This window comes from Flavobacterium gyeonganense (assembly GCF_029625295.1).
Lineage (GTDB): Bacteria > Bacteroidota > Bacteroidia > Flavobacteriales > Flavobacteriaceae > Flavobacterium > Flavobacterium gyeonganense.
Genome location: NZ_CP121112.1, coordinates 2,549,467 through 2,574,956 on the forward strand (window position 1 = coordinate 2,549,467; position 25,490 = coordinate 2,574,956).

Sequence of the window (25,490 nt, forward strand, 5' to 3'; positions counted from 1 at the left end):
CTATCTGTAATGGTAGCCTTTTTTTATCATACTAACCAAAACCAACCACTCTTATGAAAAAAATTATACTTTTATTAGTTCTTTTACTGACAATAAGTGTCTTTTCGCAGCAGCAAAACGTAACGTATTCCATAAGTCCTGCTACTTTTGAAGAGACCAATTCTATTACCATTACCATAAACGGAAGCAGCATCAATGAGACCACATGGGGCATTGCCGGGACTCATGAATTGTATATGTGGGCATGGGCTTTTGATATCAATGACACTACTTCAAAGGGAACACCAAATAACGGTTCCTGGACTGCTTCAAGCGCAGCGAGTATGTTTACGTATAATGCCGGAACAGATACTTATACCAAAACCATTACACCTGCTACTTATTACAATGCTACCGGAATTGGGAGAATCGGTTTTTTGATCAAAGCCAAAGACGGAACCGGAGACAAAAAATCGCAGGACATCTTAGCTGAAGTAGGTACTTTTCAGGTTACCCTTACTGCACCTGCAGAAAACAGTTCAGCGATTTTAACATCGGGAGCTACTTTTAATATTACAGCTGCAAATACCAATGGTGTTGCAAGTTATGTGTTAAAATCAAACGGAAACACTCTCAATACAAACGCAAGTACTGCAAGTTATTCCTTTAGCCAAACTAACATTACAGCGAATCAGAGTTATGAAATGCTGGTAACTCAGGGCGCAACAACAATTTCAAAAAAGTTCTCAGTTATTGTAAACCCTAATACCGTTTCAGAAGCTATGCCAGCCGGTTTAGTTGACGGAATCAATTACAACACAGCTGATGCCACAAAAGCAACTTTAGTTCTGGATGCCCCTTTAAAAGATTTTGTTTACGTGGCCGGAAGTTTTAATAACTGGCAGCCTTCATCGGCGTATGCCATGAAAAAAGATCCGGTTTCAGGAAAATTCTGGTTGGAGTTATCTGGTTTGATTTCGGGAGCAAATAATACTTTCCAATATTGGGTGGGAGATGCTACTCCTTTGGCCAATTCACCTTCATTGGTAAAAACAGCTGACCCATATTCTACCTTGGTTTTGTCTCCTTATGATGATCCCTCGATTCCTGCCACCAATTATCCAAACATGCCGGTTTACCCATCAGGACAGCAATTCGAAGTAACGGTTTTAAAAACCGGACAAACGCCATACAACTGGCAGGTAACCAATTTTACAAAACCTGAAAAAGATAAATTAGTCGTTTATGAAGTTTTGGTTCGCGATTTTGATGCCAACAGAAACTATCAAAGCCTGATTGATAGAATTGATTATTTTAAAAATCTGAAAATAAACGCTATTCAATTAATGCCGGTAATGGAATTTGAAGGCAATGAAAGCTGGGGCTACAACACTTCTTTCCACATGGCGCTGGATAAATTCTACGGAACTTCAGACAAATTAAAAGAACTAATCGATTTATGCCACCAAAACGGCATCGCCGTGATTCTGGATGTGGCTTTAAATCACGCTTTCGGAAGAAATCCGATGGTCAGAATGTGGATGAATGATCCTGATGGAGACGGTTTCGGATCACCAACCGCAGAAAACCCTTATTTTAATACTGCTGCCAAACACAGTTACAGTGTTGGAGAAGATTTTAATCACCAGTCCATCAGAACTCAGCATTATGTAAAACGTGTCATCAAACAATGGGTTGAGGAATACAAAATTGATGGTCTGCGTTGGGATTTAACCAAAGGGTTTACTCAAAATTGTACGGCTTCAGATGAAACTTGTACAAATGCCTATCAGCAGGACAGAGTTGATGTTCTAAAATCCTACGCAGATTATTCATGGAGTCTGGATCCTACGCATTATACTATTTTCGAACACTTAGGAACCGATCTGGAAGAACAGCAATGGGCAAATTATAAAATTGCAGAATCGCCAAGCAAAGGAATCATGATGTGGGGTAATCTGAATGGTGCTTATAATGAATTATCCATGGGATACACAGGTAATATTTCAAGAATGACAAGTTCAAGCCGCGGTTTTACTGCAAATCGATTAATAGGTTACGCAGAAAGCCATGACGAAGAGCGACTGATGTATAAAAATATACAATACGGAAATTCATCAAATCCAGCACACAATGTAAAAACATTAAGCACAGCTTTGTCAAGAATGTCAGCAATAGGAGCAGTTTCATTATTGGTTCCGGGACCAAAAATGATTTGGCATTTTGGAGATTTAGGTTGGGATTCATCTATTTTTACTTGTAACAATGGAACTGTAAATGATGCTTCGGCGACGATTTCAGGAGACTGTAAATTAGACACAAAACCACAGCCACAATGGACAGGAAACTGGTTTGGTAATGCCGGGCGAAGCAAAATTTATAACGACTGGTCAAAAATGATCACCATGAAAATTGCGGAACCTGTATTTTCCGGAACAGCAACCATGGCAAATACCAGTTCATTGTATCCGAACATTAAAATTACAAACTCAGCTCTATCTTCAGGACAACTTAAAGATGTGTTGATTTTGGCAAATTTTAATGTTACCACTCAAAACGTTGCTACAGGTTTTTCATATCCGGGAACATGGTATAATCTGCTGGACAACTCTACAATAACTGTTACAGATGTAAACGCTGTAATGAGTATTCCACCAGGAGAATTCAGAATTTACGGGAACAAACAAGCGAGTCTGGCTATTGAAGATTTCGAAAAAGGAAACGCATTGAGTTTGTATCCAAATCCTGTTTCGAATTACTTCACATTGAATTTTGCTGCTGTAAAAGTTGAAGTTTATGCTATTACTGGTCAATTGGTAAAAAGTTTTACACACAATGAAAATGCAGATTTTCAATTTGAGGTAAGCGATTTAAAACCGGGCTTATATATTGTAAAAGCACTTAATGAGAATAATGAAGCAGAAGTAATAAAGTTTATTAAAGAATAAATTTTTGTTTGGTTTGGTAATGCGAAAAGGCTGTCCGTGTGGGCAGCCTTTTGTTTTTTATATGATAGAAATTAATTCTCTTTGTCGTATTCTCCAGTTAAAGAGAAGTAGCCAAAAACCCCAAGCCCCAAAACGATCAATGGAGTCAGAATAAACAGAATGATAATTCCAAATACCAAATCCTCTTGTTGATCCGATAAAAATTTTGGCAGACCAAATTCAAAAATGCAAAAATAGGCAGCAGCAATTGCTAATATGATCCACACAATTCCTAAGGCTCTTTTTATAAAATTCATTTTCAGTAGATTAAAGGTGAGAGTTTTTATTTTTATTATCAATGTAAATCATTCCAATTACAAAACAGATAGAGGCAATCACAATAGGATACCAAAGTCCGTCCAGATAAAAGTCCTGTTTTCCTGCTGCTTTTGAATGAGTAACAAAATAAGTCGAAATTGCAGGAAGCAAACCTCCGAAAATTCCATTTCCAACATGATAAGGCAACGACATGGAAGTATATCGAATTTTAACCGGAAACATTTCGACCAAAAAGGCTGCAATTGGCCCATAGACCATGGTAACAAATATAACCTGTATAAACACTAAGAAAATCAAATTCCACTCATCACTCGAATTAATCATCACAGATGTACTGACCTGAGCCTCTTTTTTAGTCGCAAACACGGTTTTCTTTTCTATTGAAACAGTTCCATCAGTAAACTCTTTATGAGTCGTGTAAACAGAATCTTTTGCATCCGTTAGTTCAACCGTTGTTTTTGTTTTTTCTGTAATTTCGGTTTTAAGAGCTGTATCTGTTGTGGTGTACATTGCCTTATAAATTGGTCTGTACAGCAAAATAGCAAGCAGCATTCCGCCCATCATAATATATTTTCTTCCCACTTTGTCACTCAGCCATCCAAATACAATAAAAAACGGCGTTCCCAGTAAAAGTGCAATTCCCAATAAAGTATCAACCTGCGAAGAATCTATGTTCATCACCGTTTTCATGAAACTCATGGCGTAAAATTGTCCGGTATACCAGACAACGCCCTGTCCCATTGTGGCACCAAATAAAGCAAGCAATACAAACTTTAAATTATAGCGGTTTCCAAAACTTTCTTTTAGCGGACTGGCACTTGTAGTTCCTTCTTTTTTTGCTTTCGCGAATTCAGGAGACTCGTCCATATTTTTTCGGATGAGGTAAGAAACGCCAACCATGACAATCGATACCCAAAACGGAACACGCCATCCCCAGTTATCAAAATTCTCAGCAGAAAGGACTGTTTTTGTTGCCAGGATTACCATCAGTGAAATAAATAATCCAACTGTTGCTGTGGTCTGAATCCATGAGGTCCAATAACCTCGTTGTCCTTTCGGGGCATGTTCTGCAACGTAGGTTGCTGCTCCGCCATATTCTCCGCCTAAAGCAAGTCCTTGGAGCAAACGTAAAATCAAAACCAATAAAGGTGCTAAAAAGCCAATCGTTTCATAACTCGGAATACAGCCTATCAAAAAAGTAGAACCACCCATTAATAACAGGGTAGCCATAAAAGTATATTTACGGCCAATTATATCTCCAAGTCTTCCAAAAAATAAAGCTCCAAAAGGACGAACCACAAATCCTGCTGCAAAAGTCGCTAATGTTGACAGAAATGCTGCGGTAGGATTGTCACTGGGAAAAAATTTGGTTGAAATTACAACGGCTAAACTTCCAAAAATATAAAAATCATACCATTCAATCATAGTTCCCATAGAAGAGGCCGAAATCACTTTCCAAATGCCTTTTGTAGATGTATTACTCATAAAGTGCAAATAATGTAATTGATAATAAATAAATAATTAAAATATTTTTTTACGAATATAAAAGATATTTATTTATTCGACTGATACTTTTTTAACAAAAGCAGATTAATTGTTTATTTTACATTTTTAAGCAATGAGAAAGTTGTGGTAAATGAAAAGAAAATGTTGACCGCAAATGACGCAAAGAACATTAAAGGTTCATAAAAGTTGTAATAAGCATTATAAACCTTATAATGCGCTGCGCGGTTTTAGAATTAATCAGAGGGCTAGAAACATGGAATCTTTTCTTAACTCTATATGTTTAATCACCTTATTTTAGGAGATATTTTTTAAAAACCTTAAAAGCCCTATCTCTTTTTTAATCATTTTAATCAAAAGCAATCCAAAAAACAGTAAAAAACCAAACCCACTCACTAGTATATAAAGATAAAACCCAGCGGAAAAACTTTCTTTAAAAACAGGCAAGAGGAGCGCAAAACCTGCAATGTATATCACATAAACTACCGGTGTAAAAACATAATGAATTTTTTTCTCCATTGATAAAACTGTTCTGCCAGCTTACTGTATTCGATCAAAGAAACATCTGATTTCAGGGTCTTTAATTTTTCCATACTAACCCACTCTAAAATTATACGCAATACAAGCATCGTAATCATAATGCTTAATCCTAAACTAAATAACGTTTGTTTATAAGCACTTGCCCAAACGTAATAAAAGATTAATATCACTGAGGTAACGCTTAAAATTACTCTGGTCCAAAAATGATTGCGTTTAATTTTTTTGGTATATTCCTCTGCTTTTTTAACAATATCAGCGACTGCTGGTTTTGAATCTGGACCGGTTTGCTGGTTCCAAATAGTCTGCAAGTCTTCAAATGTTTTCATTTTGTACGCATTGAGTTAAACTTTTTTTTATTCGATGAATTCTAACGCGAAGTGCTTCCTCGGTTATACCAATTACCTCTGCTATTTCAGAATATTCTACGCTGTCTAAAGTCATTAGAATTATCATTTTATTTGTTTCTTCAAGTTTTTGTATGCACTCATACATTTGTTGAAGTTGTTCTTCTTTTTCATTCGAATACGATTCTGAAACAACCTGAGGCTGAATGTGAGTCCTTATTTCTTTTTTAGAAGATGATTTTCGCAAGTAAAGCAGACAGGTATTTACAGTGATTCTGTAAATCCATGTACTAACACTTGATTCATTACGGAAAGTGTCTAATTTCTCCCATATCTTAATGAAGATTTCCTGAGTCGCATCCGAAGCCAATGCTGTATCTCCACAAAAATAACCTTTACACAAACGAAACACCTTAGGATAATGGCTGTTGTATATGTTGTTAAATTGTTCTTTGATACTCACCTTATTTTATTTCTGATTTTATTTTTTCCATAAACCACTCCGGCTGATCATACATTACAAAATGAGCCGCTTTTTCTGCGTAATAAATTTTAGCGGAAGGTAAATTTTCGTATTGACTCTTATAGGTATTTTGTACGGTATTAATATCTGGATTTGTCGCTGCGAGAATCACTACCGGAATTTTAATTTTAGCAATTTCTTTTCGTAAATCTAAATTAAGCATGTCAATATAACCATAAACATAGGTTTTTCTATCCGCAGTTTTCATCCATTCTGCAATTATTTTTTGCTTTTCTTTATTAAAACACATGTAAGAAACCGACTGGGTATTCATAGCATTGAATGCGTTTGCATCCATAGCAAGGATCATCTTGCTCTGCGGGTTGTCATAAGGAATAATATCTCCTTTGTAATTAGGGATCATTAAAACTGCATTTGCAGGTAATGCATCAACAATAATTGCTTTTTTGAACAAATCAGTTTCTGTAGATGCCAACCATAAACTCAAAGTTCCTCCCAAACTATGACCAATTAATGTGGCTTTCTTTAATTTTTTAGTTTTTACATAATTAATAACCTGATCCTTTATAGTAGACAACCAAGGGTCTTCAATTGGAGGAACATTTCCAAATCCTGCAAAAGTAAAAACGTGGCATTCGTAGTTTTTAGACAATTCGGCTATCGTTTCATTCCATACTTCTCCTGTACAGCCAAAGCCAGGGAATAATAAAACAGGATTACCTTTTCCTTTCACCTCTACCTTAAAGGCAGTTTGAGAAAAAACAGGTCTTGAAACGATAAGCATAAATACGATAATTAAGATTGATTTTGTTTTCATAATGTTTCTTTTTTTTAAAATTTACCTTTTGATGCAGCACTATATTATTTGTTACATCAAAAAATCTACTTTTTTTAAAAAAAACTTTCAATGCTTGATTTTACTGGCTATACGACTAATAAAATTATTCAGATCATAATTTTTGCCTCATTTCTTAACAAACTTCACGACTTATTAATTAGCTTTTCTCATTTTAAATACAAATAAGGACCTAAAGATTCAGCGAATCTGTTCATGCAATAAAATCTGTTTTGAAGATTGTTAATTTCAGCTTGCAAGCCTATTCGCTAATTACATATTTCAATTTTGGAGATTTGCAAATTCAAAGGAAAACAAGATTATTTTTAACGAAAGACAACATGAAGTCTTTCTTGATAAAATTGTTTCTCATATGGGAGAAATATCTGAGAGTACATTTATATAAACAACTTTATAAAAGTTTTTGAATTAAAAGATATTTATCTTTTATATCTATCAAAAGGTCAGACATTGTTTTTTCCAAAACGAATTTTTGAAACACCGGAAGATGAAAATTGGTTTAGAAATGAAGTATTTTTTGAAGATCAAAAACAGATAAAATTTTGTAGAAGTCTTTTTCTTTCAAGCATAAAAAATTCTCCAGTTATTGATTGAGTTATATTATTCTTTAAAATGAAGAAATTCATCTAGTTTGTTTATTTCGAAGAACGAGAAATGACAAGTTTGTGGTTAAAGAATTGCGAAAAAAAACCTTTATCAAAGTTTTAAAATTTGATAAAGGTCTCTCATATCATTTGGAATTTGGTACTTTAAAAAATTGGAATTTATTTCTCCAACAATTCTAAAATCTTATCCACATTAATTTCACTATAATCATTAATATAAAAATCACATGGTGGCAATTGTTCTTTAGTATGGGTACTCAAAACGCCAACTACCTTCATTCCTGCATTGATTGCAGCTGAAACTCCCGAAAAAGAATCCTCAAAAACGACACAATCAGCCGGAGAAAGGCCTACACGCGCTGCTGATTCTAAATATACTTCCGGATCAGGTTTATGATGTTTTACATCTTCACTGGACAACATCGAGTCCATTTTGTCTTTTATCTGTAAAGCGGTTATTATTAAATCCAGGTTAGCACGCGGTGCAGAGGTTGCGACAGCTGTTTTGAATCCGCGAGATTTTAGTTCTTCTAAAAACTTCAGATAATGCGGAATTGTTTCTACTTTGTCTTTATATATTTCACGGAAGATAGCTTCTTTTTCAAATTCAAGACTGGCTAATTCTTCTCCCGCAACGGTACGTTTGAAGAAATGTGTCATGATGTATCCGTTATGTTTTCCGTACATATGTTCTTCAAATTCTTCCTGTGTATATTGAATTTGGTATTTATCGAAAAAGGCTTCGAAGGCGACTACATGATGTGGATTAGTGTGGCATATCACGCCATCCATATCAAAAATTACACATTGCTGGCTCATACATTTATTTTGTGTTTAACAGCTGCAAGATAGGTTTTTCTACAGAGATGCACGGAGGTTTTTCTTGGAGATATGTGAAGTTTTTTTTGAATCTCGCAAATTCGCAGAGTCTCAAAGTTTTTTTTCTCACAGATTTAAAAAAAGATGTAAGCAGATGCAGGAGATTTTTATTTCTAAAATTAAGTCTGCTAAAATTTGCATAATCTGCGTGAAAATATTTTAAAATTCACTTGTTTCTTCTTCTATGATAGCTATCTGGGTTACGGGATTAATCTGCGAGGTGATTTTGATTTAGAACAAAGAATCGAACTAAAAACAAAAAAGCCTTTCCGTTAAGAAAGGCTTCTCCAATATTGCGGTCTGGACGGGACTCGAACCCGCGACCCCATGCGTGACAGGCATGTATTCTAACCAACTGAACTACCAAACCTACTGCGCTATTACCCTGCAAAAATACAATAGAACTTTGATTTTACAAGGTTTTTTGTGTTTTTTAAACAAATAAAAAGCGTTAAAATTTTAATCAGTTGATTTCTATTGTAGTAGAAAGATGAAAAAGTAATTTGTAATCCGATAAGACAGTGCTAATGTAATAGGTAATCTGCTTTTAACTGTGTTATTAGTTAGTTTATATCTTTTGTAGATAAAGGATAAAAGTTAGCACGAAAATTATAAAAACAAAAAACCCGAATATTGCTATTCGGGTTTTGTGGTACCTCCAGGGATCGAACCAGGGACACATGGATTTTCAGTCCATTGCTCTACCATCTGAGCTAAGGTACCTTGCTTATTAATTCACTTTGTTTCTGTTTCCGTTTGTTTCTGTGAACGTGTTTGCGGGTGCAAAGATAGAATCATTTTTCGTTTATCCAAAACATTTTTTTAAAAAAATCAATTCGTACCTTCGCTGAGGTAAATAAATAAATATGGTTTTAACAGTTGATGTTGGTAATACCCGAATTAAAGCTGCTGTCTTTGAGGGAAGTACTGTTCTTGGTAGTTTTGTTTTTGAGAAAGACCAGCTTGAAAAAGAAATTAAAAAAATTTTAAAAAAATTTCAAAACTGCTCAGATTTGGTAGTGGCATCAGTCGGAAATATCGAAAAACAGTCTTTTCTGGCTTTCGAAAAACAGCTTGCCATTCATTTTTTGACGCACGAAGATCCATTCCCTTTCATAAATAAATATGCAACACCAAAAACCTTAGGGATAGACAGGATGGTTTTAGCCGCCGGTGCAACTTTGCAGTTCCCAAAACAAAACAGATTGGTTATTGATGCCGGCACTTGTATTACCTATGATTTTATCGACGAATCGGATCATTATTGGGGCGGTGCCATTTCGCCCGGCTTACGATTACGGTATGAAGCATTGCATAATTATACTGCAAGACTGCCTTTGCTGTCTTTAGAAGTTCCGGAATCCTATATCGGTAATACTACTGCACAGGCGATACATTCAGGTGTTGTAAATGGTTTCGTCTATGAGATTGACGGTTTTATCGATGAATATCGTACAAATTTTCCAAATTTTATAATAATTTTAACGGGAGGCGATACAGATTTTTTGGCTAAACGATTAAAAAATACCATATTTGCCAATTCAAATTTCTTGCTTGAGAGTTTGAACCAAACATTTCAATATAAAATCAACAATGATTAAAAAAATTATACTAAGCGCTTGTTTGCTTATCTCGTTCGTTTCATTCGCTCAGCAAGGTACTGCCTCACCATATTCTTTTTACGGAATTGGTGATGTGAAATTTAAGGGAACCATAGAAAACAGGTCGATGGCAGGTGTTTCAGTAGAGCAGGACAGTATACATCTGAATGTGGAAAACCCAGCAAGTTATGCCAGTCTTATACAAACAACTTTTACTGTTGGTGGGACTTATGGGACTTCAAAATTAAAATCTGAAAATGCGCAGGCCAGCACTACAAGATCGACTTTTGATTATTTACTTTTAGGGATACCAATGGGAAAATTTGGCGTTGGATTTGGATTGATCCCGGTTTCATCAGTTGGATATAAAATCAGGAATGATCAGTCTGATGACATCAATGGAAAAAGCAGTCAATATGAAGGAAAAGGTGGTGTGAACAAAGTTTTTTTAGCATTAGCCTATAAAATAAAGCCAAATTGGAATATAGGTGCTGATATGCAATATAATTTTGGAAAGATCGAAACAACTGGTATTAAAGCTATTACAGGAGTTGAAAGTGGTACAAGAGAAATTAATACTTCAACATTATCCGGGACTAATTTCAATATTGGTACAATGTATCAGACTAAGATTTATAAAAAAACGGAGTTGTTTACGAGTTTAGCCTATACATTTGGAAGTAATTTGAATTCAGAAACTGAAAGAACCATTCAGGTAGATGGAGATGCTGCAATAGTGACAGATACGCCTGATAGTGTTTTAAAAATGTCGAATAAAGTAACTATAGGTGCAGGTATTGGAGAAGCAAGAAAATGGCTGGTAGGGAGTTCATTAGCTTTTCAGGGTGCTGGAGATTTTAAGAATTCTTACAATACTACTGACAATGTACGTTATGAAAAATATACTAAATATGCTATCGGGGGGTATTATCTTCCAAATTATACCTCATTCACAAGTTATTTTAGCAGGATAACGTACAGGGCAGGTTTTAAATATGAAAAAATTGGTCTTGTAGTTAATAATGAATCTATAAAAGATGTTGGTGTTTCAGTAGGAGCGGGCTTTCCTATTACAGGAAGTTTTTCCAGTGTCAATTTTGGAATTGAATATGGTAAAAAAGGAACGGTTTCTGCAAATTTAGTTCAGGAAAATTATATAAATTTCAGCCTTAGTTTCTCTTTCAATGACAAATGGTTTGTGAAAAATAAATTCAACTAATGTGTAAACTTATGTTTTCATAAGCTCAATACAATTTACTACATTTGGCGAATGAATTTACCAAAAAGATATACTATTATAACCGTTGTCACAGTTTTTACTGTGACACTGTTTTTTGGGTGTGAAAGTAATTTTAAAGAAGTCCAGAAAATTAATTATTCAGAATTTTTTCCGGCTACAGATGCTGATACAATCAATATAAAATATACAGATTCAGGGCGCATCACCGGCGTTCTCAAAAGTCGCAAAATGCTGGATTATGCAAGCGTTGATTTTCCTTTTACAGAATTTCCTAAAGGAATTGATGTTACATTATATGATAAAAAACAAAAGCGCACTTTTATTTTAGCTAATTATGCTGTTTCATATAAAGAGACAGGAATAATTGATTTACAGGGAAAAGTAAAAATTACTTCTGAAGCCGGGCAGGTACTTGAAACAGAGCAATTGTATTTTGATCAGAAAAATGAATGGTTTTATACGGAAAGAAAATTTAAACTGACAGATGCAAAAGGAGTCTCGTATGGTCAGGGAATCGATTTTAGCAAGGATTTTAAAGTGATAAATTCACAAAGAGTAAGCGGGGAAATTGAAGCCGACGAAGATTAAAATATAGATTATGAATTATTTAAAATATACACAATACGTTTACTTGTTAATTGCAGTTGCTTTTATTTATGATGGCATTACTAAGCTTAGTGAGCCTGAGGGGACTTACTGGCTAAGTTTCTTAATTGCTGGCGTGAGCGTGTTTATGTTTTTCTTCAGAAGAAAATTTTCTAAGAAATTCGATGATCATTATAAAAAAAAGTAGAGAATGGAAATTAGTATTATAATACTATGTTTAATACTATCAGCCTTTTTTTCGGGAATGGAAATAGCTTTTGTTTCCTCTAATAAGATTTATCTAGAGATAGAAAAAAAACAGGATAATTTTATTTCCCGAATATTAACGAAACTTACCGAAAAACCATCTAAGTTTATTGCAGCAATGCTTATTGGCAATAATGTAGCGTTGGTTGTTTATGGTTTTTTTACCGCAGATTTGATTCTGAAATGCATCACAAATTTAGGATATCAGTTTTCTGGTTACACAAATTTGTTTCTTCTCACTTTAATAGCTACGTTTATTATTCTAATTACTGCGGAGTTTTTTCCAAAGGTTTTTTTTCAGATTTATGCTAATTCCTTAATTCGGATTTTTGCTGTTCCTGCTTATATTTTTTATCGGTTATTCTATTATGTCTCCACTTTTTTTATCTGGATTTCAGATTTAATTCTAAGAAAATTTTTTAAGACTGAAGGCGATCAGGTACAGCTGTTTTTTAGTAAAACGGAACTCGGGAATTATATTACTGAGCAGATGAATGCTGTTGAAGACAATGAAGAAGTAGATTCTGAAATTCAGATTTTCCAAAACGCATTAGAATTTTCAGGTTTGAAAGCGCGTGATATAATGACTCCCAGAACAGAAATTGCGGACATTGATTTATTCGATAGTGTGTCCGATCTCAAGGCGTTATTTATAGAAACAGGCTATTCTAAGATTATTGTAAGTCAAAATTCTCTTGATGATATTGTAGGTTATGTGCATTCTTTCGATTTGTTTAAGAAACCAAAATCAATAAAATCAGTTTTAATGGCAGTTGAGTTTGTGCCTGAAACAATTTTGATAAAAGATGCCTTAAGCCTGCTTATCAAAAAAAGAAAAAATGTTGCTGTTGTTTTAGATGAATATGGAGGGACTTCAGGCATTATTACCATTGAAGATATTGTTGAGGAACTTTTTGGCGAAATTGAAGATGAACATGATCTGGATGAAGAATTGATAGAAGAGGAATTAGAGGGAGGGAAATATCTTTTTTCTGCCAGGCTTGATGTGGCTTATCTTAATGAAACATACAAATTAGAAATTCCCGAAAGTGATTCTTATGGGACTTTAGGAGGGTTTATTGTAGATTTTGCGAAGGATATTCCTGAAAAAGGCGAAAAAATCAGCATTGGAAACTATTTCTTCGTGATAGAAGAATGTTCTAACAAGAAAATCGAATTAGTAAAAATGACTGTAAAAGAATAATTATTTTAAGAATTTTAAAAAAAGTCGAAAATAAAACACTAGTTGTATTGTTATTAACCAGATAATTGTATTTTCGCAAACTGAATATAAAATTAACGATAATAAAAATGGCAGTTTTAGCAAAAATTAGACAGCGTTCCGCATTATTGATAGGAGTTATTGCACTTGCATTATTTGCATTTATAATACAGGATCTTTTCAATAGCGGTACTTTTGGTCAAAGTTCAAAAGATGTTGGAAGCATCGATGGAAAGGATATTTCATTTGAAGACTTTAGAGTTAAAGTTAGTAATGTTGAAAAAAGTGGACAAGGGATTACTTCTACTGAAGCTGCAAACAGAGTATGGGATCAGGAAGTTTCAATCGCTTTATTGTCAGCCCAATTTGATAAATTAGGATTGAGAGTAGGAGAGAAACACCTTTTGGAAGTTTTAAAATCGGATCCTAATATTGGTAAAAATCCAATATTCCTGAATGCTGCAGGTATGTTTGATATTGCAAAATTCAAAGAATACTTTAAAGCAAATCCTGAAGCAGCTCAGTTTATTACTGAAAAAGAAAAAGATGCTACCTTAAATGCGAAATTCCAAATCTACAATACACTTGTAAAATCAGGTCTTTATACTACAGCAAGCGAAGGAAAGCTGAAATATGAAATGGAAGCTAATAAAGTAGATTTTTCATATGCTGCTGCCTTATATTCTTCTATTAAAGATAGTGAAGTAAAAATTTCTGACTCAGAGATTGTGGATTACATGAAGAAAAACGAGAAAAAATTTAAAGCAGATGCTACTCGTGAAATTCAGTATGTATTAGTAGAAGATAAACCTTCTAAAGAAGATGAAGCTGAAATTAAAGCTAAAATTACATCATTATTAAACGGAAGAGTAGAGTACAATGCTAAAACTGGTAAAAATGATACATTACCTGGATTTAGAAATGCTAAAAACATTGCTGAATTTGTAAATGCTAATTCAGACGTGCCTTACGATTCAACGTATATCGCTAAAAATTCTTTACCTGCAGTTGACGCTGATAAATTATTCAGTTTAGCTCCAGGTCAGATTTATGGACCATATGTTTTTGGAAAATACTATGCTATTTCTAAATCTTTAGGATTTAAAGCAGGTGTTAACGCAAAAGCAAGTCATATCTTAATTGGATATGAAGGATCTCAGACTCCAAACCAGAAAGAAAAGAGAACAAAAGAAGAAGCTAAAGCTAAAGCTGAAGATATTTTAAAACAAGTTCAGGCTAATCCTGATAGTTTTATGATGCTTGCTTTTACAAGCTCTGATGACTCATCTGCACAGCAAGGTGGTGATTTAGGATATTTTGGTCCAAACCAGATGGTAAAACCATTTAATGATTTTGTATTCAGTAACGGAATTGGAAAAGTTGGTTTGGTTGAAACTCCTTTCGGATTCCACGTTATCAAAATTACAGATAAACAAGACGGAATTCGTTTAGCTACAATTGCTCAAAAAATTCAGCCTTCTGAAGCAACATCTGATAAAGTATTTACACTGGCAACTAAATTTGAAATGGATGCTGCTGATAAAGATTTTAATGCTACTGCTAAACAATTAGGATTAAAAGTTGAAGCTCCTGTAACGGCTAAAGCTATGGATGAATCTTTTGGGCCATTAGGAAACCAGCGTGCTATTGTAAGATGGGCATTTGATAAAGAAACAAAAGAAGGAGATGTTAAACGTTTTGAAATAGCAAATATTGGCCACGTAATTGCACAATACAAAAGCGAAAACAAATCAGGTTTAGTATCTGTTACACTGGCAAGACCTTATGTAGAGCCAATCCTTAAAAACAAGAAAAAAGCAGAAATCTTAAAAGCTAAAATGACAGGTTCAAGTATTGAAGCTATCGCTAAGAGTGCAGGAGTAAAAGTGCAACAAGCAACAAATGTTACTTTAGATAATCCGGTATTGCCTGGAGGTGTGGGTCAGGAGCCTAAAGTAGTAGGTAATGCATTTGCATTAGCTGCTAATAAAGTATCTGCTCCAATTGAAGGAAATACAGGTGTATATGTTGTGAAAAATATTAAAACAATTAAAGCACCAGCATTGCCAAATCATGCTGAGTATGTATCTAAGGTGAAAGCTCAAAGCGCATCTGATGCAAGCAGAATTTTACTAGCTTTAAAAAATAACGCTAAAATCGAAGACAACAGATTGCAGTTTAATTACTAATAGTAATAAAAACAAAGAAAAACCCGAAATGTATTAATACATTTCGGGTTTTTCTTTGTTTTAAAACTACTTTGTAAGATTTTATTGTAGTATTTAAAAGTGTTTTTCTAATGTTATATAGAGGTAATAGAAATATGATTTAAAAAATTTGGGATATTCAAATTATTGCATTTAATTTGTCAGAATTTTTGTTTTAACAAAAGTAAATTACGAGAAATATGATAGATAATTATATTAATAATCAGATATTTAATTTGTTTTATGTTTAAGTTTTTTAGAAAAAAAGCTAAAGTGTATTCCAAAATTGAAAATCATATTTTTGGAATCATAACAGAACTTTTAAAAGTTAGCAGTACTGACATAAATGTTGACGAATTAGGAGGTAAATACTACTTAAGTAATGAAGAACAACATTTTAAAGTTACTATTCTAAGTAACGATTATGTTATCAGGCTAACCAATACCCGGGATTCTGTTGCTGAGAAATATGACAAAGTTTTTGTAGAAGATGTTTTAAGGGCTGTAAAGGAAGAAAAACACCGCAGAATGGAGCTTGTATATGATTCTATTACGAACAGTATAGAAAAAATGGCAGAACGTTTACACAACACTCTCATTGAATCTAATGAACAGGAGAGTCAAAAAGTTCGGCAGCTTAAAACAAAAATTACAAAAGAAAACGATAAAAAGGTAAATTATTAATACAGTTATTACAATATCATTTCGTCATAAGTAAGGATAGTTTCATAACCTCTAGAGTTAAAATAAGCTTTGGGATTTTCTTTAGAAACGACCATCACAAAATCACCGCCCCAGGCACCAAGACTTTTAACTACTCCGTTAAAATCGGGAAAAGTTTTTTCTTTAATAGTCTGCACTTCTAGTATATCACTCAAATGTATTTCGTGATTTTCCAATGCATGAGCAAATTCTCTTATTGTTTTTGCTTCGATGACTGCATTTGTAATTCTGTTATTGTCGATTATATTTTTGGCTAAATGATTGTTTTTATTATTGTAGTACGCGTTAATGGCTCTTTTACTGCTTTGTTTTTTATTTAGATAAACAAAATAGATGTTTTGAGTATAATCAGGATAAAAGTTTATGGGTTCTACAATTGGTAAGTTGTTTTCCAGGTGATAGATAATAGGTGTGTCATTTTGTGCACAGGCAATATCATAGCCGCTGCCTCCAAAACTATTTTTAAGCAAAGTAAAAGCATCAATTTGTGTCCACTGCGCAATATTGTTTAATAAGGTAGAAGATGTACCAAGTCCCCAGTTTTTTGGAAAGGTAAGTTCTGTAGTGACTTTGTATCCGTTGGCATTCTCTATGAAAACAGGATTTAAAAGATAGGCTTCGTGTAAAATAGTAACCAACGTTGTTTTTACAGATTCAGTTGCTGCATTTATATTATTAATTATTTCATCGAACGAAATAATATCTTCAAACCAGATTTTTCCGTCAACATTGTAACTTTTCCATTGAATTTTCTTGTCTGAGCTATTTTCTATAATCAGGTTTTGACCAAATTTTGTGGGCAATGCCAAAGCTTTTGCCCCGTCAAGAACTAAATATTCTCCTGTAATTAAAAGTTTTCCGTTGCTGTAAAAGGTTGTTTTCATTCTGTGTTTTTTAGCCCCGATAGTAGTGTAAATCCTTTTGTGCCGGGGTTCGGCGCAAAAGATTGAAACGAATAGCGGGAATAGCTTCTATTACTTTCGTAAATTTTCAATAAATTCTACTACAGCACTATGAGATATGGCAGTTTTTTTAAAATGTGCCTTAATTAAATGACGCTCTTCTTCAGTGGCTTCAAATTGGTTAATTATATTATTAAGGTGCATTTTCATATGGCCTTCCTGAATGCCGGTTGTAGTAAGGGAACGCAAAGCAGCAAAATTTTGCGCCAAACCTGCTACGGCAACAATCTCCATTAATTCTTTGGAAGAGGGCTTCTGCAAAATTTCTAAACACAATTTTACTAATGGATGTAATGAAGTCAATCCGCCAACTGTTCCCAGAGCCAGAGGAATTTCGAGCCAGAAAGTAAAAATTCCTTTTTCTATTTTAGCGTGGGATAAACTTGAATATTGTCCATTTTTTGAAGCATACGCATGAACAGCAGCTTCAACTGCCCTGAAGTCATTTCCTGTTGCCAAAACTACAGCATCGACACCATTCATAATACCTTTATTATGTGTTACGGCTCTGAACGGCTCTGCTTCGGCGATTTGTACAGCCTGTACAAAACGTTCGGCAAAATCCCGTGGATTGCTAATATGTTTTTCTGTTAAATCTTCGACCGGACAGGAAACCTCTGCTCTCACAATACAGTTTGGGACATAATTGGACAAAATACTCATAATAACCCTAACATCCATATCTGCGTTTTGAGCTTCTTCTTTTAGAGTAGTGGCAAATTGTTCCAGACAAGAGTTGATAAAATTTGCTCCCATGCTGTCTTTCGTTTCAAAAGTGGCGTGTAGCTGAAAATAATTCTCAAGCAAATTTCTCTTGTCTTTTAATTGGATATCCAGAATTCCCCCGCCACGCTGCTGCATGTTTTTAGTAATGCTTTGGGTGTCAGAAAAGAATTTTGGCTTTATTTGGTTAAATAATTCTTCTAGTTTTTGAGCATCTCCGCTAAAAGTAAAATGAACCTGTCCAATTTTTTCAGTATCGATTACCGTTGCTTTGAAGCCGCCACGTGTTGCCCAGTATTTTGCAGATTTTGATGCCGCAGCAACAACAGAACTTTCTTCAATTGCCATTGGAATCGTTTTGTATTTGCCATTAATCAGAAAATTTGGGGCAACTCCAAGCGGAATGTATAAATTTGTAATGGTGTTTTCAATAAATTCATCATGCAGCTGTTGAAGCTTTTCATCTGAATTCCAGTAATTTCTTATTATATTTTGTGCCTCTTCAGGATTTGAAAAAAATTCTTTTGCAATCCAGTTAATTTTTTCTTTTTTGGATAATTTAGAAAATCCGGCAACAGCGTTATTCATTCTCAGTATATTAAGTAGTATATAGGAGCAAAGATACCATTTTAAGACTTTTATTTGAAATGTTTTTTAAAATGTGAAATAAGTCCAAACTTTATTTTTTTAACATTTAACAATTAAAATGTGTATTATGTTCGTTTTTTTTACTAAAATTGGGCTCTTTTTATATTTAAATACTACTAGATGAATTCAGGTAAAATTACTGTAATGCTTTTATTTTTAATTGCTGCCGCTTTTGGACAACAAAAAATAACTATAGAAAATATTTACAGTGGAGCTTTTCGGGCCAAAGGGATGGACGAATTGCAGTCTTTAAAAAAATCAGATCAATATACGGTTTTAAATGTTGATCAGGCGAGCAGAAGTATGCAGATTGATTTATATGATTTTGCCACTCTTAAAAAAGTATCCAATTTAATAGATACAAAAAATCATACTGAACTTGCAGACGGAATTGACAGCTATACATTTGATGCTTCTGAAAAAAAGATTTTAATTGCCTGTAATTCCAATCAGATATTTCGTCATTCATTTACAGCAGATTATTTTTTATATGATATCGCTTCTAAATCTTTAACGAAACTTTTCGACTTTCAGATTCAGGAACCCACTTTTTCGCCGGATGGTACTAAAATTGCTTATGCTAAAGAAAATAATCTTTATGTATATGATGTAGCTTCAAAAAAATCGACAGCAATTACTACTGATGGCATGAAAAACAAAATTATAAACGGTATTACGGATTGGGTTTATGAAGAAGAGTTTGCTTTTGTCCGGGCGTTTGACTGGAGTAAAGACAGTAAAAAAGTAGCCTACATTCGTTTTGATGAAAGTCAGGTTCCGGAATTTTCGATGTCTATGTTTCATAAAGATTTATATCCAACAATCGAAACATTTAAATATCCTAAGGCAGGAGAAAAAAATTCAGAAGTTTCTTTGCATATTTTTGATATAGCCGCAAATGGCACTAAGAAAGTTGATTTAACAAAGTATAATGATTTTTACATCGCAAGGCTGCAATGGACAAATGATAACAATGTTTTATCAGCTCAGGTTTTAAACCGACACCAGGATAATCTTGATTTGCTATTTATTGATGGAAACACAGCTGCCGCAAAAGTAGTTCTAAATGAAAAAGACAAGGCTTATGTTGATGTTACAGATAATTTGACATTCTTAAAAGATAATGGTTTTATCTGGACCAGCGAAAAAGACGGATTTAATCATATTTATGTTTATGATAAAGCCGGGAAACTTAAAAATCAGGTTACAAAAGGAAACTGGGAAGTTACTTCATACTACGGTTTCGATGAAAAAACAAAAACTATTTTCTACCAGTCTACAGAAAATGGTTCTATCAACAGAGCCGTTTATCGTATTTCATTAGATGGAAAAAATAAAATTGCTCTTGCTGCTAAAACAGGTACAAGTGCAGCGACTTTCAGTCCAAATTTCCAATATTTTATTACTACTTTTTCAAGTAATTTACAGCCTACAACTTATACTTTAAATGAAGCGAAAACCGGAAAAGAAATTCAGGTAATTGAAGATAATAAGGTTCTGGCTGCTAAATTGGAAGCTTACAATCTGCCCAAAAAAGAATTCTTTGTTTTAAAAACAGCTAAAGGAAATGAATTAAATGCCTGGATTTTAAAACCAAAAGATTTTGATCCTTCTAAAAAATATCCTGTTTTTATGTACCAATATTCTGGTCCTGGATCTCAACAGGTAAATAATGACTGGAACAATACTGATGATTACTGGTTTCTTTCGCTTACACAGCAAGGTTATATTGTAGCTTGTGTTGATGGAAGAGGGACAGGTTTTAAAGGTGCTGATTTTAAAAAAGTAACACAAAAAGAATTAGGGAAATTTGAGGTAGAAGATCAAATTGATGCTGCGAAAGTAATAGGTGCTTATCCATATGTAGATGCTTCGAGAATTGGAATTTTTGGATGGAGTTATGGCGGGTTTATGGCTTCAAACTGTATTTTTCAGGGAGCCGATGTTTTCAAAATGGCAATCGCCGTTGCTCCGGTAACCAACTGGCGTTTTTATGACAGCGTTTATACCGAAAGATATATGCAGACACCCCAGGAAAATGCAAGCGGATATGATAATAATTCTCCAATCAACCACGTAAATAAATTAAAAGGAAAATTCCTTTTGATTCACGGTTCTGGTGATGATAACGTTCATGTGCAAAATTCAATGCAAATGATGGAAGCGTTAATTCAGGCAAATAAGCAATTCGATTCTCAGATATATCCGGACAAAAATCATGGTATTTATGGCGGAAAAACCAGAATTCAGCTTTATAATAAAATGACTAACTTTATTAAAGAAAATTTATAATAGATCGCTTTATGGCAAATAACTCAATAAAAAAGGAAGAATTTTTTGGACATCCAAAGGCGCTTTTTATATTATTTTTTACAGAAATGTGGGAACGTTTTTCATTTTATGGAATGAAGGCTTTGTTGATTTTTTATCTGACACGTTACCATCTTTTTACTGATGTAAACGGGAATCTGTTAATTGGAAGTTATGCAGCACTTGTATATGCTGTCCCTGTAATTGGAGGTTTTATTGCGGACCGGTATTTAGGTTTTCGTAAGGCTATTGTTTTTGGAGGAATAATGTTGGTATTAGGACATCTTGGAATGGCTTATGAGGGTAATGCTGCTACACAATCAGTTACAGGAGAAATTACAAGAGACGATGTGGCATTACAGATATTTTATTTCTCACTGTCTCTTATAATTGTTGGTGTCGGTTTTCTTAAAGCGAATATATCTTCATTGGTAGGAGAACTTTATGAAGTAGGTGATAAAAGAAGAGATTCAGGATTTACTTTGTTTTATATGGGGATAAATCTGGGTTCTTTCTTAGCTACTTTAATTTGTGTATGGCTTGGAGAAAAATATGGGTGGAGTTACGGATTTGGTGCTGCTGGTGTAGGGATGTTTTTCGGTTTGTTGACTTTTATTTCAGGAAGGAAATTGTTGAAAGGAAAAGGAGAATCAAAAGTACCGGAATTATTAGAAAAGAAATCCTTTGGATTAAAAAACGAATGGATTATTTATGCTGTGAGCGTTTTATCAGCATTAGTTTTTTGGCAAATGGTACAACGACATGAAGTTGTCTCATATTCTTTAATGATTGCCGGGGCTGCTTCGTTTGTTTATATTGTTTATTATAGCATTACACAATTAGATAAAAAAGCCAGGGAACAATTGATCGCTTTGACAATTTTGATTGTTTTTACAGTGATTTTCTGGGCACTGTTTGAACAGGCTTACACATCATTAAATTTATTTGCAGACAGGATTTTGGATAGAGACTTTTTTGAGCACACTATTTCTGCAGGACAGTTTTTAAGTTTTAATGCCTTGTTTATTATATTATTAGCTCCTGTTTTTGCATGGTTATGGGTAAAACTTGGAAAATATAATCCAAATACAGCAGTGAAATTTTCTATGGCATTACTACTGGTGGGATTAGGTTTTGGTTCTTTGGTTTTAGGGATTAGTTTATCCGGACTCGGAAAAGTAGCTATGATTTGGTTAATACTTACTTACTTTTTGCATACTTGTGGTGAATTATGTTTGTCTCCAGTTGGACTTTCTGCTGTTACAAAATTATCTCCGGCAAAAATTGTAGGGTTCATGATGGGAGTCTGGTTCTTAGCAACTGCCAGTTCAGAATTTATTGCCTCTATTTTGGCAAATATTGCTTCAGTTGATACGTCTAATGGTACAGCTCCTGACTTAAATCTGGCCAAACAGAGTTATCTGGTGCTTTTTGAATATCTTTTTTACACAGGGTTAGGTTTCGGAATTGCTTTATTAGCACTTTCTCCACTAATTAAAAAGTTAATGCACGGAGTTGATAAGGAATTAAATAATTAATTAAATGAGTCAGAACAATACAGATCAATTTTTTAAAAGTACCGTTTTAGGACATCCTGCGGGTTTATTCGTTTTATTTTTTACAGAGATGTGGGAACGTTTTTCGTTTTACGGAATGCGCTCATTACTGATCTTATTTTTAACCACTTCGTTTATTGATGGCGGTTGGGCATGGACTCGTGAAAATGCTTCTGCTCTTTTTGGTTCATATGTAGGATTAGTTTATCTGTCTACCATGCTTGGAGGATATTTCGCAGATAAAGTAATAGGTTTTCGATGGGCCGTAGTCGTAGGAGCAGTACTAATGACCTTAGGACATGCTTCGATGGCTGTTGAAACTGAATTTTCAATTTATCTGGGATTAGTATTACTTGTTTTTGGGAATGGTTTTTTTAAACCAAATATGACTTCAATAGTTTCAGAAATGTATAAAGACCGTCCTGAAAAGAAAGACGGAGCGTATACATTATTTTATATGGGTGTAAATGCAGGTGCCTTTTTTGGAATTTTGCTTTGTGGATATCTGGGAGAAAAAGTGGGTTGGAGTTATGGTTTCGGACTGGCGGGGATATTTATGTTCTTTGGAATGCTTCAGTTTTGGCTTTCTCAAAATATTTTTGGAGATATTGGCTTAAAACCAAGCAAAGAAAGTAAGGCAAAAGCTGAAGCTTTGGATACAGATAAAAGAAATCCTTTTTCGCCATTACAATTAGCAGCAATAGCCTTCTCTTCAATTGTAGCTTTATTATGGCTTGTAAGTGATCCTGCAGCAAAAATATCAGGAGGTAAAATAAACATTTTTTCTTTTTTGGGTGATAACGGAAATTCAATTGCGATACTTTCTGCCTTAATTGTTTTTATCTTCTTGCTGGTTTACAGATTTACTCAATATTCTAAAATTACGAAGGAAAAATTGATAGCAGTTACTTTCTTTGCTTTTCTGACTATTTTCTTTTGGGCAATTTTTGAACAATCTCCAAACAGTTTGACCATTTTTGCCAGTGATTACACAGACCGTGTTTTGGTTGGCAACTGGAGCGTTATATTTTTAGTTGTGAATTCATTAATAACGGTTTTGCCTTTGATGATTATAACCTGGGTTCTGATTTTATTGTTTAAGCAGACTTTTAAATTATATGCTATCGCTAATATTATTTTGAGTATTAGTTTTGTAATCATTTGGGCAATAGCAATCTGGATGCTAGTTAAAGATTATTACACAGCTGGATTTCTGACATTATCAGATGAGACATTACTGGCGTTAAAAATTGATAAGGTAACAGTTCCCTTAACAGAAGTTCCTGCAACTTGGTTTTCAACTCTAAACTCGCTATTTATTATTTCATTAGCACCATTATTTTCTAAATGGTGGGAGAGTAAATACAACCCTTCAGCGAATTTAAAATATGGAATCGGAATGGGTTTACTGGCATTAGGAATGGCTTGTGTTGCATTTGGTGCCAATGGTATAGAACCGGGTGCAAAAACGGCTTCAGTAAGTATGATTTGGCTGATTCTGGTTTATCTTTTTCACACTATGGGAGAGCTTTGCATTTCTCCTGTAGGGCTGTCATATGTGAGTAAATTGGTTCCTGCCCGTATGATTGCTTTTATGTTTGGTGTTTGGTATTTAGCAGTAGCGATAGGTATGAAAGGTGCCGGTATGTTCGGAGAGAATATTGATAAAATAGCCAATGAGCATGGATTAAGTTATTTCTTTTGGATGCTCACTATTATATCAATTTTGGTTGCTTTATTTTCAATTTTAATGACTCCTGTGATTAAGAAATTAATGCATGGTGTGCGATAACCAAGTTTATTATTTTGTTTAAATTTGAAAAAAATTAAAAACCAAATGAGAAAAATATTTATACTAGCTTTCTTTATAATAGGATCTCTTGCTTTACAAGCTCAGGATTTAAACTGGCACACAGATGTTAGGGAAGCAATAGCAATCAGCAATAAAGAAAAAAACCTTTGATGATGTTTTTTACGGGAAGTGACTGGTGTGGCTGGTGTATCCGTTTGCAAAATGAAGTGCTGAAAACACCCGAATTTCAAAAATGGGCGAAGGAAAATGTAATTTTGGTAGAGTTGGATTATCCTAGAAGAACAGCCCAAACCCCGGAAATTAAAAATCAAAATGCCGAATTACAACAAGCGTTTGGCATACAGGGTTTTCCAACCGTATATTTCACAAATGCCGAAAGCAAAGATGGAAAAGTAAACTTCAAAGGTCTTGGCAATACAGGTTATGTTGCTGGTGGCCCAACAGCCTGGCTGGCAGTTGCTGACGGAATACTTAAATCACAAAAAATGTAAAAAATATATTTCTCACAATATTATGAATCCTCTCGCATAAATAAAGCGAGAGGATTTTTTTTGTTTAGTAGGAAAAATTATCTCATTTTTTTAATTCTTTTAGGTTGTATTTGATTTTAATAAAATATTGTATTTAAAAAAACATATTATATAATTTTAATGCTAAAAAACCTTGCAGAATTAAAATATAATGTTAATTTCGTTTTGCTAACAAACCAAATCTTTATACTATGATAAAAAAAATACTCCTGCTAATTTTGTTTTTAGGGTCACTAACTTTCCAAGCCCAAAATATAGTTTGGAAGACAACTATGGAAGCTGCAATAACTGCAAGCAACGAAGAAAATAAACCAATGTTGATCTTTTTTACTTCTTCAAGTGCACCAACGAATCTTCAGAATGAAGTTTTTAAAACTCCTGACTTTGCAGTATGGTCAAGAGATAATGTCATTTTGGTTAAATTAGATTTATCTGACATCAATGCATCGGATGCTGATAAAGAACAAAATGTAAAACTTAAAAATGCATTTGGTGTTCAGGATTTGCCAGAAGTTTGTTTTGCAAACGCTTCTATTAGAAAAAGTAAGACAACATTTCAGGCACTGGGCAAAATTGGATATAAGCCCGGAGGTGCAAAAGCATGGATTTCTGAATCGGATGCAATTTTACATCCAAGCGAATAAAAT

21 protein-coding genes, 2 tRNA genes and 1 pseudogene are annotated in these 25,490 nt (G+C 34.0%); 14 read left to right on the forward strand and 10 right to left on the reverse strand.

Annotated elements, in window-relative coordinates:
- Positions 1-53 precede the first annotated feature (53 nt).
- Positions 54-2,927: an alpha-amylase family glycosyl hydrolase gene (locus tag P5P89_RS11110; protein ID WP_278008394.1), complete on the forward strand. Its 2,874-nt coding sequence runs from the start codon at positions 54-56 to the stop codon at positions 2,925-2,927.
- Positions 2,928-2,998: 71 nt separating this feature from the next.
- Here the strand turns inward: P5P89_RS11110 and P5P89_RS11115 are convergent, their stop codons facing one another.
- The 5 genes from P5P89_RS11115 to P5P89_RS11135 form a co-directional block, all read right to left on the reverse strand.
- Positions 2,999-3,223 (reverse strand): DUF6814 family protein, encoded by a 225-nt coding sequence (locus P5P89_RS11115; RefSeq protein WP_223683347.1) that lies wholly within the window; start codon positions 3,221-3,223, stop codon positions 2,999-3,001.
- Positions 3,224-3,233: 10 nt separating this feature from the next.
- Positions 3,234-4,730: an MFS transporter gene (locus P5P89_RS11120; protein WP_278008395.1), complete on the reverse strand. Its 1,497-nt coding sequence runs from the start codon at positions 4,728-4,730 to the stop codon at positions 3,234-3,236.
- Positions 4,731-5,230: 500 nt separating this feature from the next.
- Complete coding sequence (locus P5P89_RS11125; RefSeq protein WP_278008396.1) at positions 5,231-5,614, reverse strand: hypothetical protein; 384 nt, start codon at positions 5,612-5,614, stop codon at positions 5,231-5,233.
- Positions 5,601-6,095 (reverse strand): RNA polymerase sigma factor, encoded by a 495-nt coding sequence (locus P5P89_RS11130; protein WP_278008397.1) that lies wholly within the window; start codon positions 6,093-6,095, stop codon positions 5,601-5,603. The genes P5P89_RS11125 and P5P89_RS11130 overlap by 14 nt, the downstream gene beginning before the upstream one ends.
- A gap of 1 nt (position 6,096) precedes the next feature.
- On the reverse strand, positions 6,097-6,933 hold the full coding sequence (locus P5P89_RS11135; RefSeq protein WP_278008398.1) for an alpha/beta fold hydrolase: 837 nt from the start codon (positions 6,931-6,933) through the stop codon (positions 6,097-6,099).
- A 456-nt stretch (positions 6,934-7,389) separates the two neighbouring features.
- Here P5P89_RS11135 and P5P89_RS21785 point away from each other — a divergent pair, with 456 nt between their 5' ends.
- Positions 7,390-7,566 carry a YcxB family protein gene (locus P5P89_RS21785; RefSeq protein ID WP_422851766.1) on the forward strand — a complete coding sequence of 59 codons (177 nt, stop codon included), beginning with the start codon at positions 7,390-7,392 and terminating at the stop codon, positions 7,564-7,566.
- Between the two features lie 170 nt (positions 7,567-7,736).
- Here the strand turns inward: P5P89_RS21785 and P5P89_RS11140 are convergent, their stop codons facing one another.
- From P5P89_RS11140 to P5P89_RS11150, 3 genes are all read right to left on the reverse strand, one after another.
- Complete coding sequence (locus P5P89_RS11140; RefSeq protein ID WP_278008399.1) at positions 7,737-8,396, reverse strand: HAD family hydrolase; 660 nt, start codon at positions 8,394-8,396, stop codon at positions 7,737-7,739.
- Positions 8,397-8,752: 356 nt separating this feature from the next.
- Positions 8,753-8,826: transfer RNA gene (locus P5P89_RS11145), tRNA-Asp, on the reverse strand.
- 280 nt (positions 8,827-9,106) lie between these two features.
- A tRNA-Phe gene (locus P5P89_RS11150) sits at positions 9,107-9,179 on the reverse strand.
- Between the two features lie 143 nt (positions 9,180-9,322).
- Here P5P89_RS11150 and P5P89_RS11155 point away from each other — a divergent pair.
- The 7 genes from P5P89_RS11155 (at position 9,323) to P5P89_RS11185 (ending at position 16,262) form a co-directional block, all read left to right on the forward strand.
- Entirely contained in the window at positions 9,323-10,057 is a 735-nt protein-coding gene (locus P5P89_RS11155) for a type III pantothenate kinase (RefSeq protein ID WP_278008400.1), read from the forward strand.
- Complete coding sequence (gene bamG / locus P5P89_RS11160) at positions 10,050-11,276, forward strand: BamG family beta-barrel-assembly machinery protein (RefSeq protein ID WP_278008401.1); 1,227 nt, start codon at positions 10,050-10,052, stop codon at positions 11,274-11,276. The genes P5P89_RS11155 and bamG overlap by 8 nt, the downstream gene beginning before the upstream one ends.
- Before the next feature lie 51 nt (positions 11,277-11,327).
- Positions 11,328-11,885 carry an LPS export ABC transporter periplasmic protein LptC gene (gene lptC / locus P5P89_RS11165; protein WP_025572051.1) on the forward strand — a complete coding sequence of 186 codons (558 nt, stop codon included), beginning with the start codon at positions 11,328-11,330 and terminating at the stop codon, positions 11,883-11,885.
- A gap of 10 nt (positions 11,886-11,895) precedes the next feature.
- The gene (locus P5P89_RS11170; RefSeq protein ID WP_025572049.1) at positions 11,896-12,090 is read left to right on the forward strand and encodes a hypothetical protein; all 195 of its coding nucleotides are present in this window, start codon (positions 11,896-11,898) and stop codon (positions 12,088-12,090) included.
- A 3-nt stretch (positions 12,091-12,093) separates the two neighbouring features.
- Positions 12,094-13,353, forward strand: coding sequence for a hemolysin family protein (locus P5P89_RS11175; protein ID WP_278008403.1), 1,260 nt, complete (start codon positions 12,094-12,096; stop codon positions 13,351-13,353).
- A gap of 107 nt (positions 13,354-13,460) precedes the next feature.
- A complete protein-coding gene (locus tag P5P89_RS11180) occupies positions 13,461-15,560 on the forward strand; it encodes a peptidylprolyl isomerase (RefSeq protein WP_278008404.1) in 2,100 nt (699 codons plus the stop codon).
- A 261-nt stretch (positions 15,561-15,821) separates the two neighbouring features.
- Complete coding sequence (locus P5P89_RS11185) at positions 15,822-16,262, forward strand: hypothetical protein (protein WP_278008406.1); 441 nt, start codon at positions 15,822-15,824, stop codon at positions 16,260-16,262.
- A gap of 8 nt (positions 16,263-16,270) precedes the next feature.
- Here the strand turns inward: P5P89_RS11185 and P5P89_RS11190 are convergent, their stop codons facing one another.
- Both P5P89_RS11190 and P5P89_RS11195 read right to left on the reverse strand, forming a co-directional pair.
- Complete coding sequence (locus P5P89_RS11190) at positions 16,271-17,185, reverse strand: GYDIA family GHMP kinase (RefSeq protein WP_278008407.1); 915 nt, start codon at positions 17,183-17,185, stop codon at positions 16,271-16,273.
- Between the two features lie 90 nt (positions 17,186-17,275).
- Positions 17,276-18,574, reverse strand: a complete 1,299-nt coding sequence (locus P5P89_RS11195; RefSeq protein WP_278008408.1) for a hydroxymethylglutaryl-CoA reductase, degradative — start codon at positions 18,572-18,574, stop codon at positions 17,276-17,278.
- Between the two features lie 180 nt (positions 18,575-18,754).
- Between P5P89_RS11195 and P5P89_RS11200 the strand changes: the two genes are divergently transcribed.
- The 5 genes and pseudogenes from P5P89_RS11200 to P5P89_RS11220 all read left to right on the forward strand — a co-directional run bounded on the left by P5P89_RS11200 (position 18,755) and on the right by P5P89_RS11220 (position 25,487).
- Positions 18,755-20,926, forward strand: a complete 2,172-nt coding sequence (locus P5P89_RS11200) for a S9 family peptidase (RefSeq protein WP_278008409.1) — start codon at positions 18,755-18,757, stop codon at positions 20,924-20,926.
- Positions 20,927-20,937: 11 nt separating this feature from the next.
- Positions 20,938-22,482: a peptide MFS transporter gene (locus P5P89_RS11205; RefSeq protein ID WP_278008410.1), complete on the forward strand. Its 1,545-nt coding sequence runs from the start codon at positions 20,938-20,940 to the stop codon at positions 22,480-22,482.
- A gap of 4 nt (positions 22,483-22,486) precedes the next feature.
- Entirely contained in the window at positions 22,487-24,292 is a 1,806-nt protein-coding gene (locus P5P89_RS11210) for a peptide MFS transporter (protein ID WP_278008411.1), read from the forward strand.
- Positions 24,293-24,337: 45 nt separating this feature from the next.
- Positions 24,338-24,804 (forward strand): annotated as a pseudogene (locus P5P89_RS11215) (thioredoxin family protein).
- Positions 24,805-25,034: 230 nt separating this feature from the next.
- Positions 25,035-25,487 (forward strand): thioredoxin family protein, encoded by a 453-nt coding sequence (locus P5P89_RS11220; RefSeq protein WP_223679160.1) that lies wholly within the window; start codon positions 25,035-25,037, stop codon positions 25,485-25,487.
- Positions 25,488-25,490: the final 3 nt, after the last annotated feature.

What these genes read in the sequence shown, in the direction of transcription:
- P5P89_RS11185 (WP_278008406.1), top strand. Translation starts at nt 15,822, where the DNA reads ATGTTTAAGTTTTTTAGAAAAAAAGCTAAAGTGTATTCCAAAATTGAA.
- P5P89_RS11210 (WP_278008411.1), top strand. Translation starts at nt 22,487, where the DNA reads ATGAGTCAGAACAATACAGATCAATTTTTTAAAAGTACCGTTTTAGGA.
- P5P89_RS11175 (WP_278008403.1), top strand. Translation starts at nt 12,094, where the DNA reads ATGGAAATTAGTATTATAATACTATGTTTAATACTATCAGCCTTTTTT.
- P5P89_RS11220 (WP_223679160.1), top strand. Translation starts at nt 25,035, where the DNA reads ATGATAAAAAAAATACTCCTGCTAATTTTGTTTTTAGGGTCACTAACT.
- P5P89_RS11140 (WP_278008399.1), bottom strand. Translation starts at nt 8,396, where the DNA reads ATGAGCCAGCAATGTGTAATTTTTGATATGGATGGCGTGATATGCCAC.
- lptC (WP_025572051.1), top strand. Translation starts at nt 11,328, where the DNA reads ATGAATTTACCAAAAAGATATACTATTATAACCGTTGTCACAGTTTTT.
- P5P89_RS11205 (WP_278008410.1), top strand. Translation starts at nt 20,938, where the DNA reads ATGGCAAATAACTCAATAAAAAAGGAAGAATTTTTTGGACATCCAAAG.
- P5P89_RS11190 (WP_278008407.1), bottom strand. Translation starts at nt 17,185, where the DNA reads ATGAAAACAACCTTTTACAGCAACGGAAAACTTTTAATTACAGGAGAA.
- bamG (WP_278008401.1), top strand. Translation starts at nt 10,050, where the DNA reads ATGATTAAAAAAATTATACTAAGCGCTTGTTTGCTTATCTCGTTCGTT.
- P5P89_RS11180 (WP_278008404.1), top strand. Translation starts at nt 13,461, where the DNA reads ATGGCAGTTTTAGCAAAAATTAGACAGCGTTCCGCATTATTGATAGGA.
- P5P89_RS11125 (WP_278008396.1), bottom strand. Translation starts at nt 5,614, where the DNA reads ATGAAAACATTTGAAGACTTGCAGACTATTTGGAACCAGCAAACCGGT.
- P5P89_RS11110 (WP_278008394.1), top strand. Translation starts at nt 54, where the DNA reads ATGAAAAAAATTATACTTTTATTAGTTCTTTTACTGACAATAAGTGTC.
- P5P89_RS11170 (WP_025572049.1), top strand. Translation starts at nt 11,896, where the DNA reads ATGAATTATTTAAAATATACACAATACGTTTACTTGTTAATTGCAGTT.
- P5P89_RS11155 (WP_278008400.1), top strand. Translation starts at nt 9,323, where the DNA reads ATGGTTTTAACAGTTGATGTTGGTAATACCCGAATTAAAGCTGCTGTC.
- P5P89_RS11195 (WP_278008408.1), bottom strand. Translation starts at nt 18,574, where the DNA reads ATGAATAACGCTGTTGCCGGATTTTCTAAATTATCCAAAAAAGAAAAA.
- P5P89_RS11115 (WP_223683347.1), bottom strand. Translation starts at nt 3,223, where the DNA reads ATGAATTTTATAAAAAGAGCCTTAGGAATTGTGTGGATCATATTAGCA.
- P5P89_RS11135 (WP_278008398.1), bottom strand. Translation starts at nt 6,933, where the DNA reads ATGAAAACAAAATCAATCTTAATTATCGTATTTATGCTTATCGTTTCA.
- P5P89_RS11120 (WP_278008395.1), bottom strand. Translation starts at nt 4,730, where the DNA reads ATGAGTAATACATCTACAAAAGGCATTTGGAAAGTGATTTCGGCCTCT.
- P5P89_RS11200 (WP_278008409.1), top strand. Translation starts at nt 18,755, where the DNA reads ATGAATTCAGGTAAAATTACTGTAATGCTTTTATTTTTAATTGCTGCC.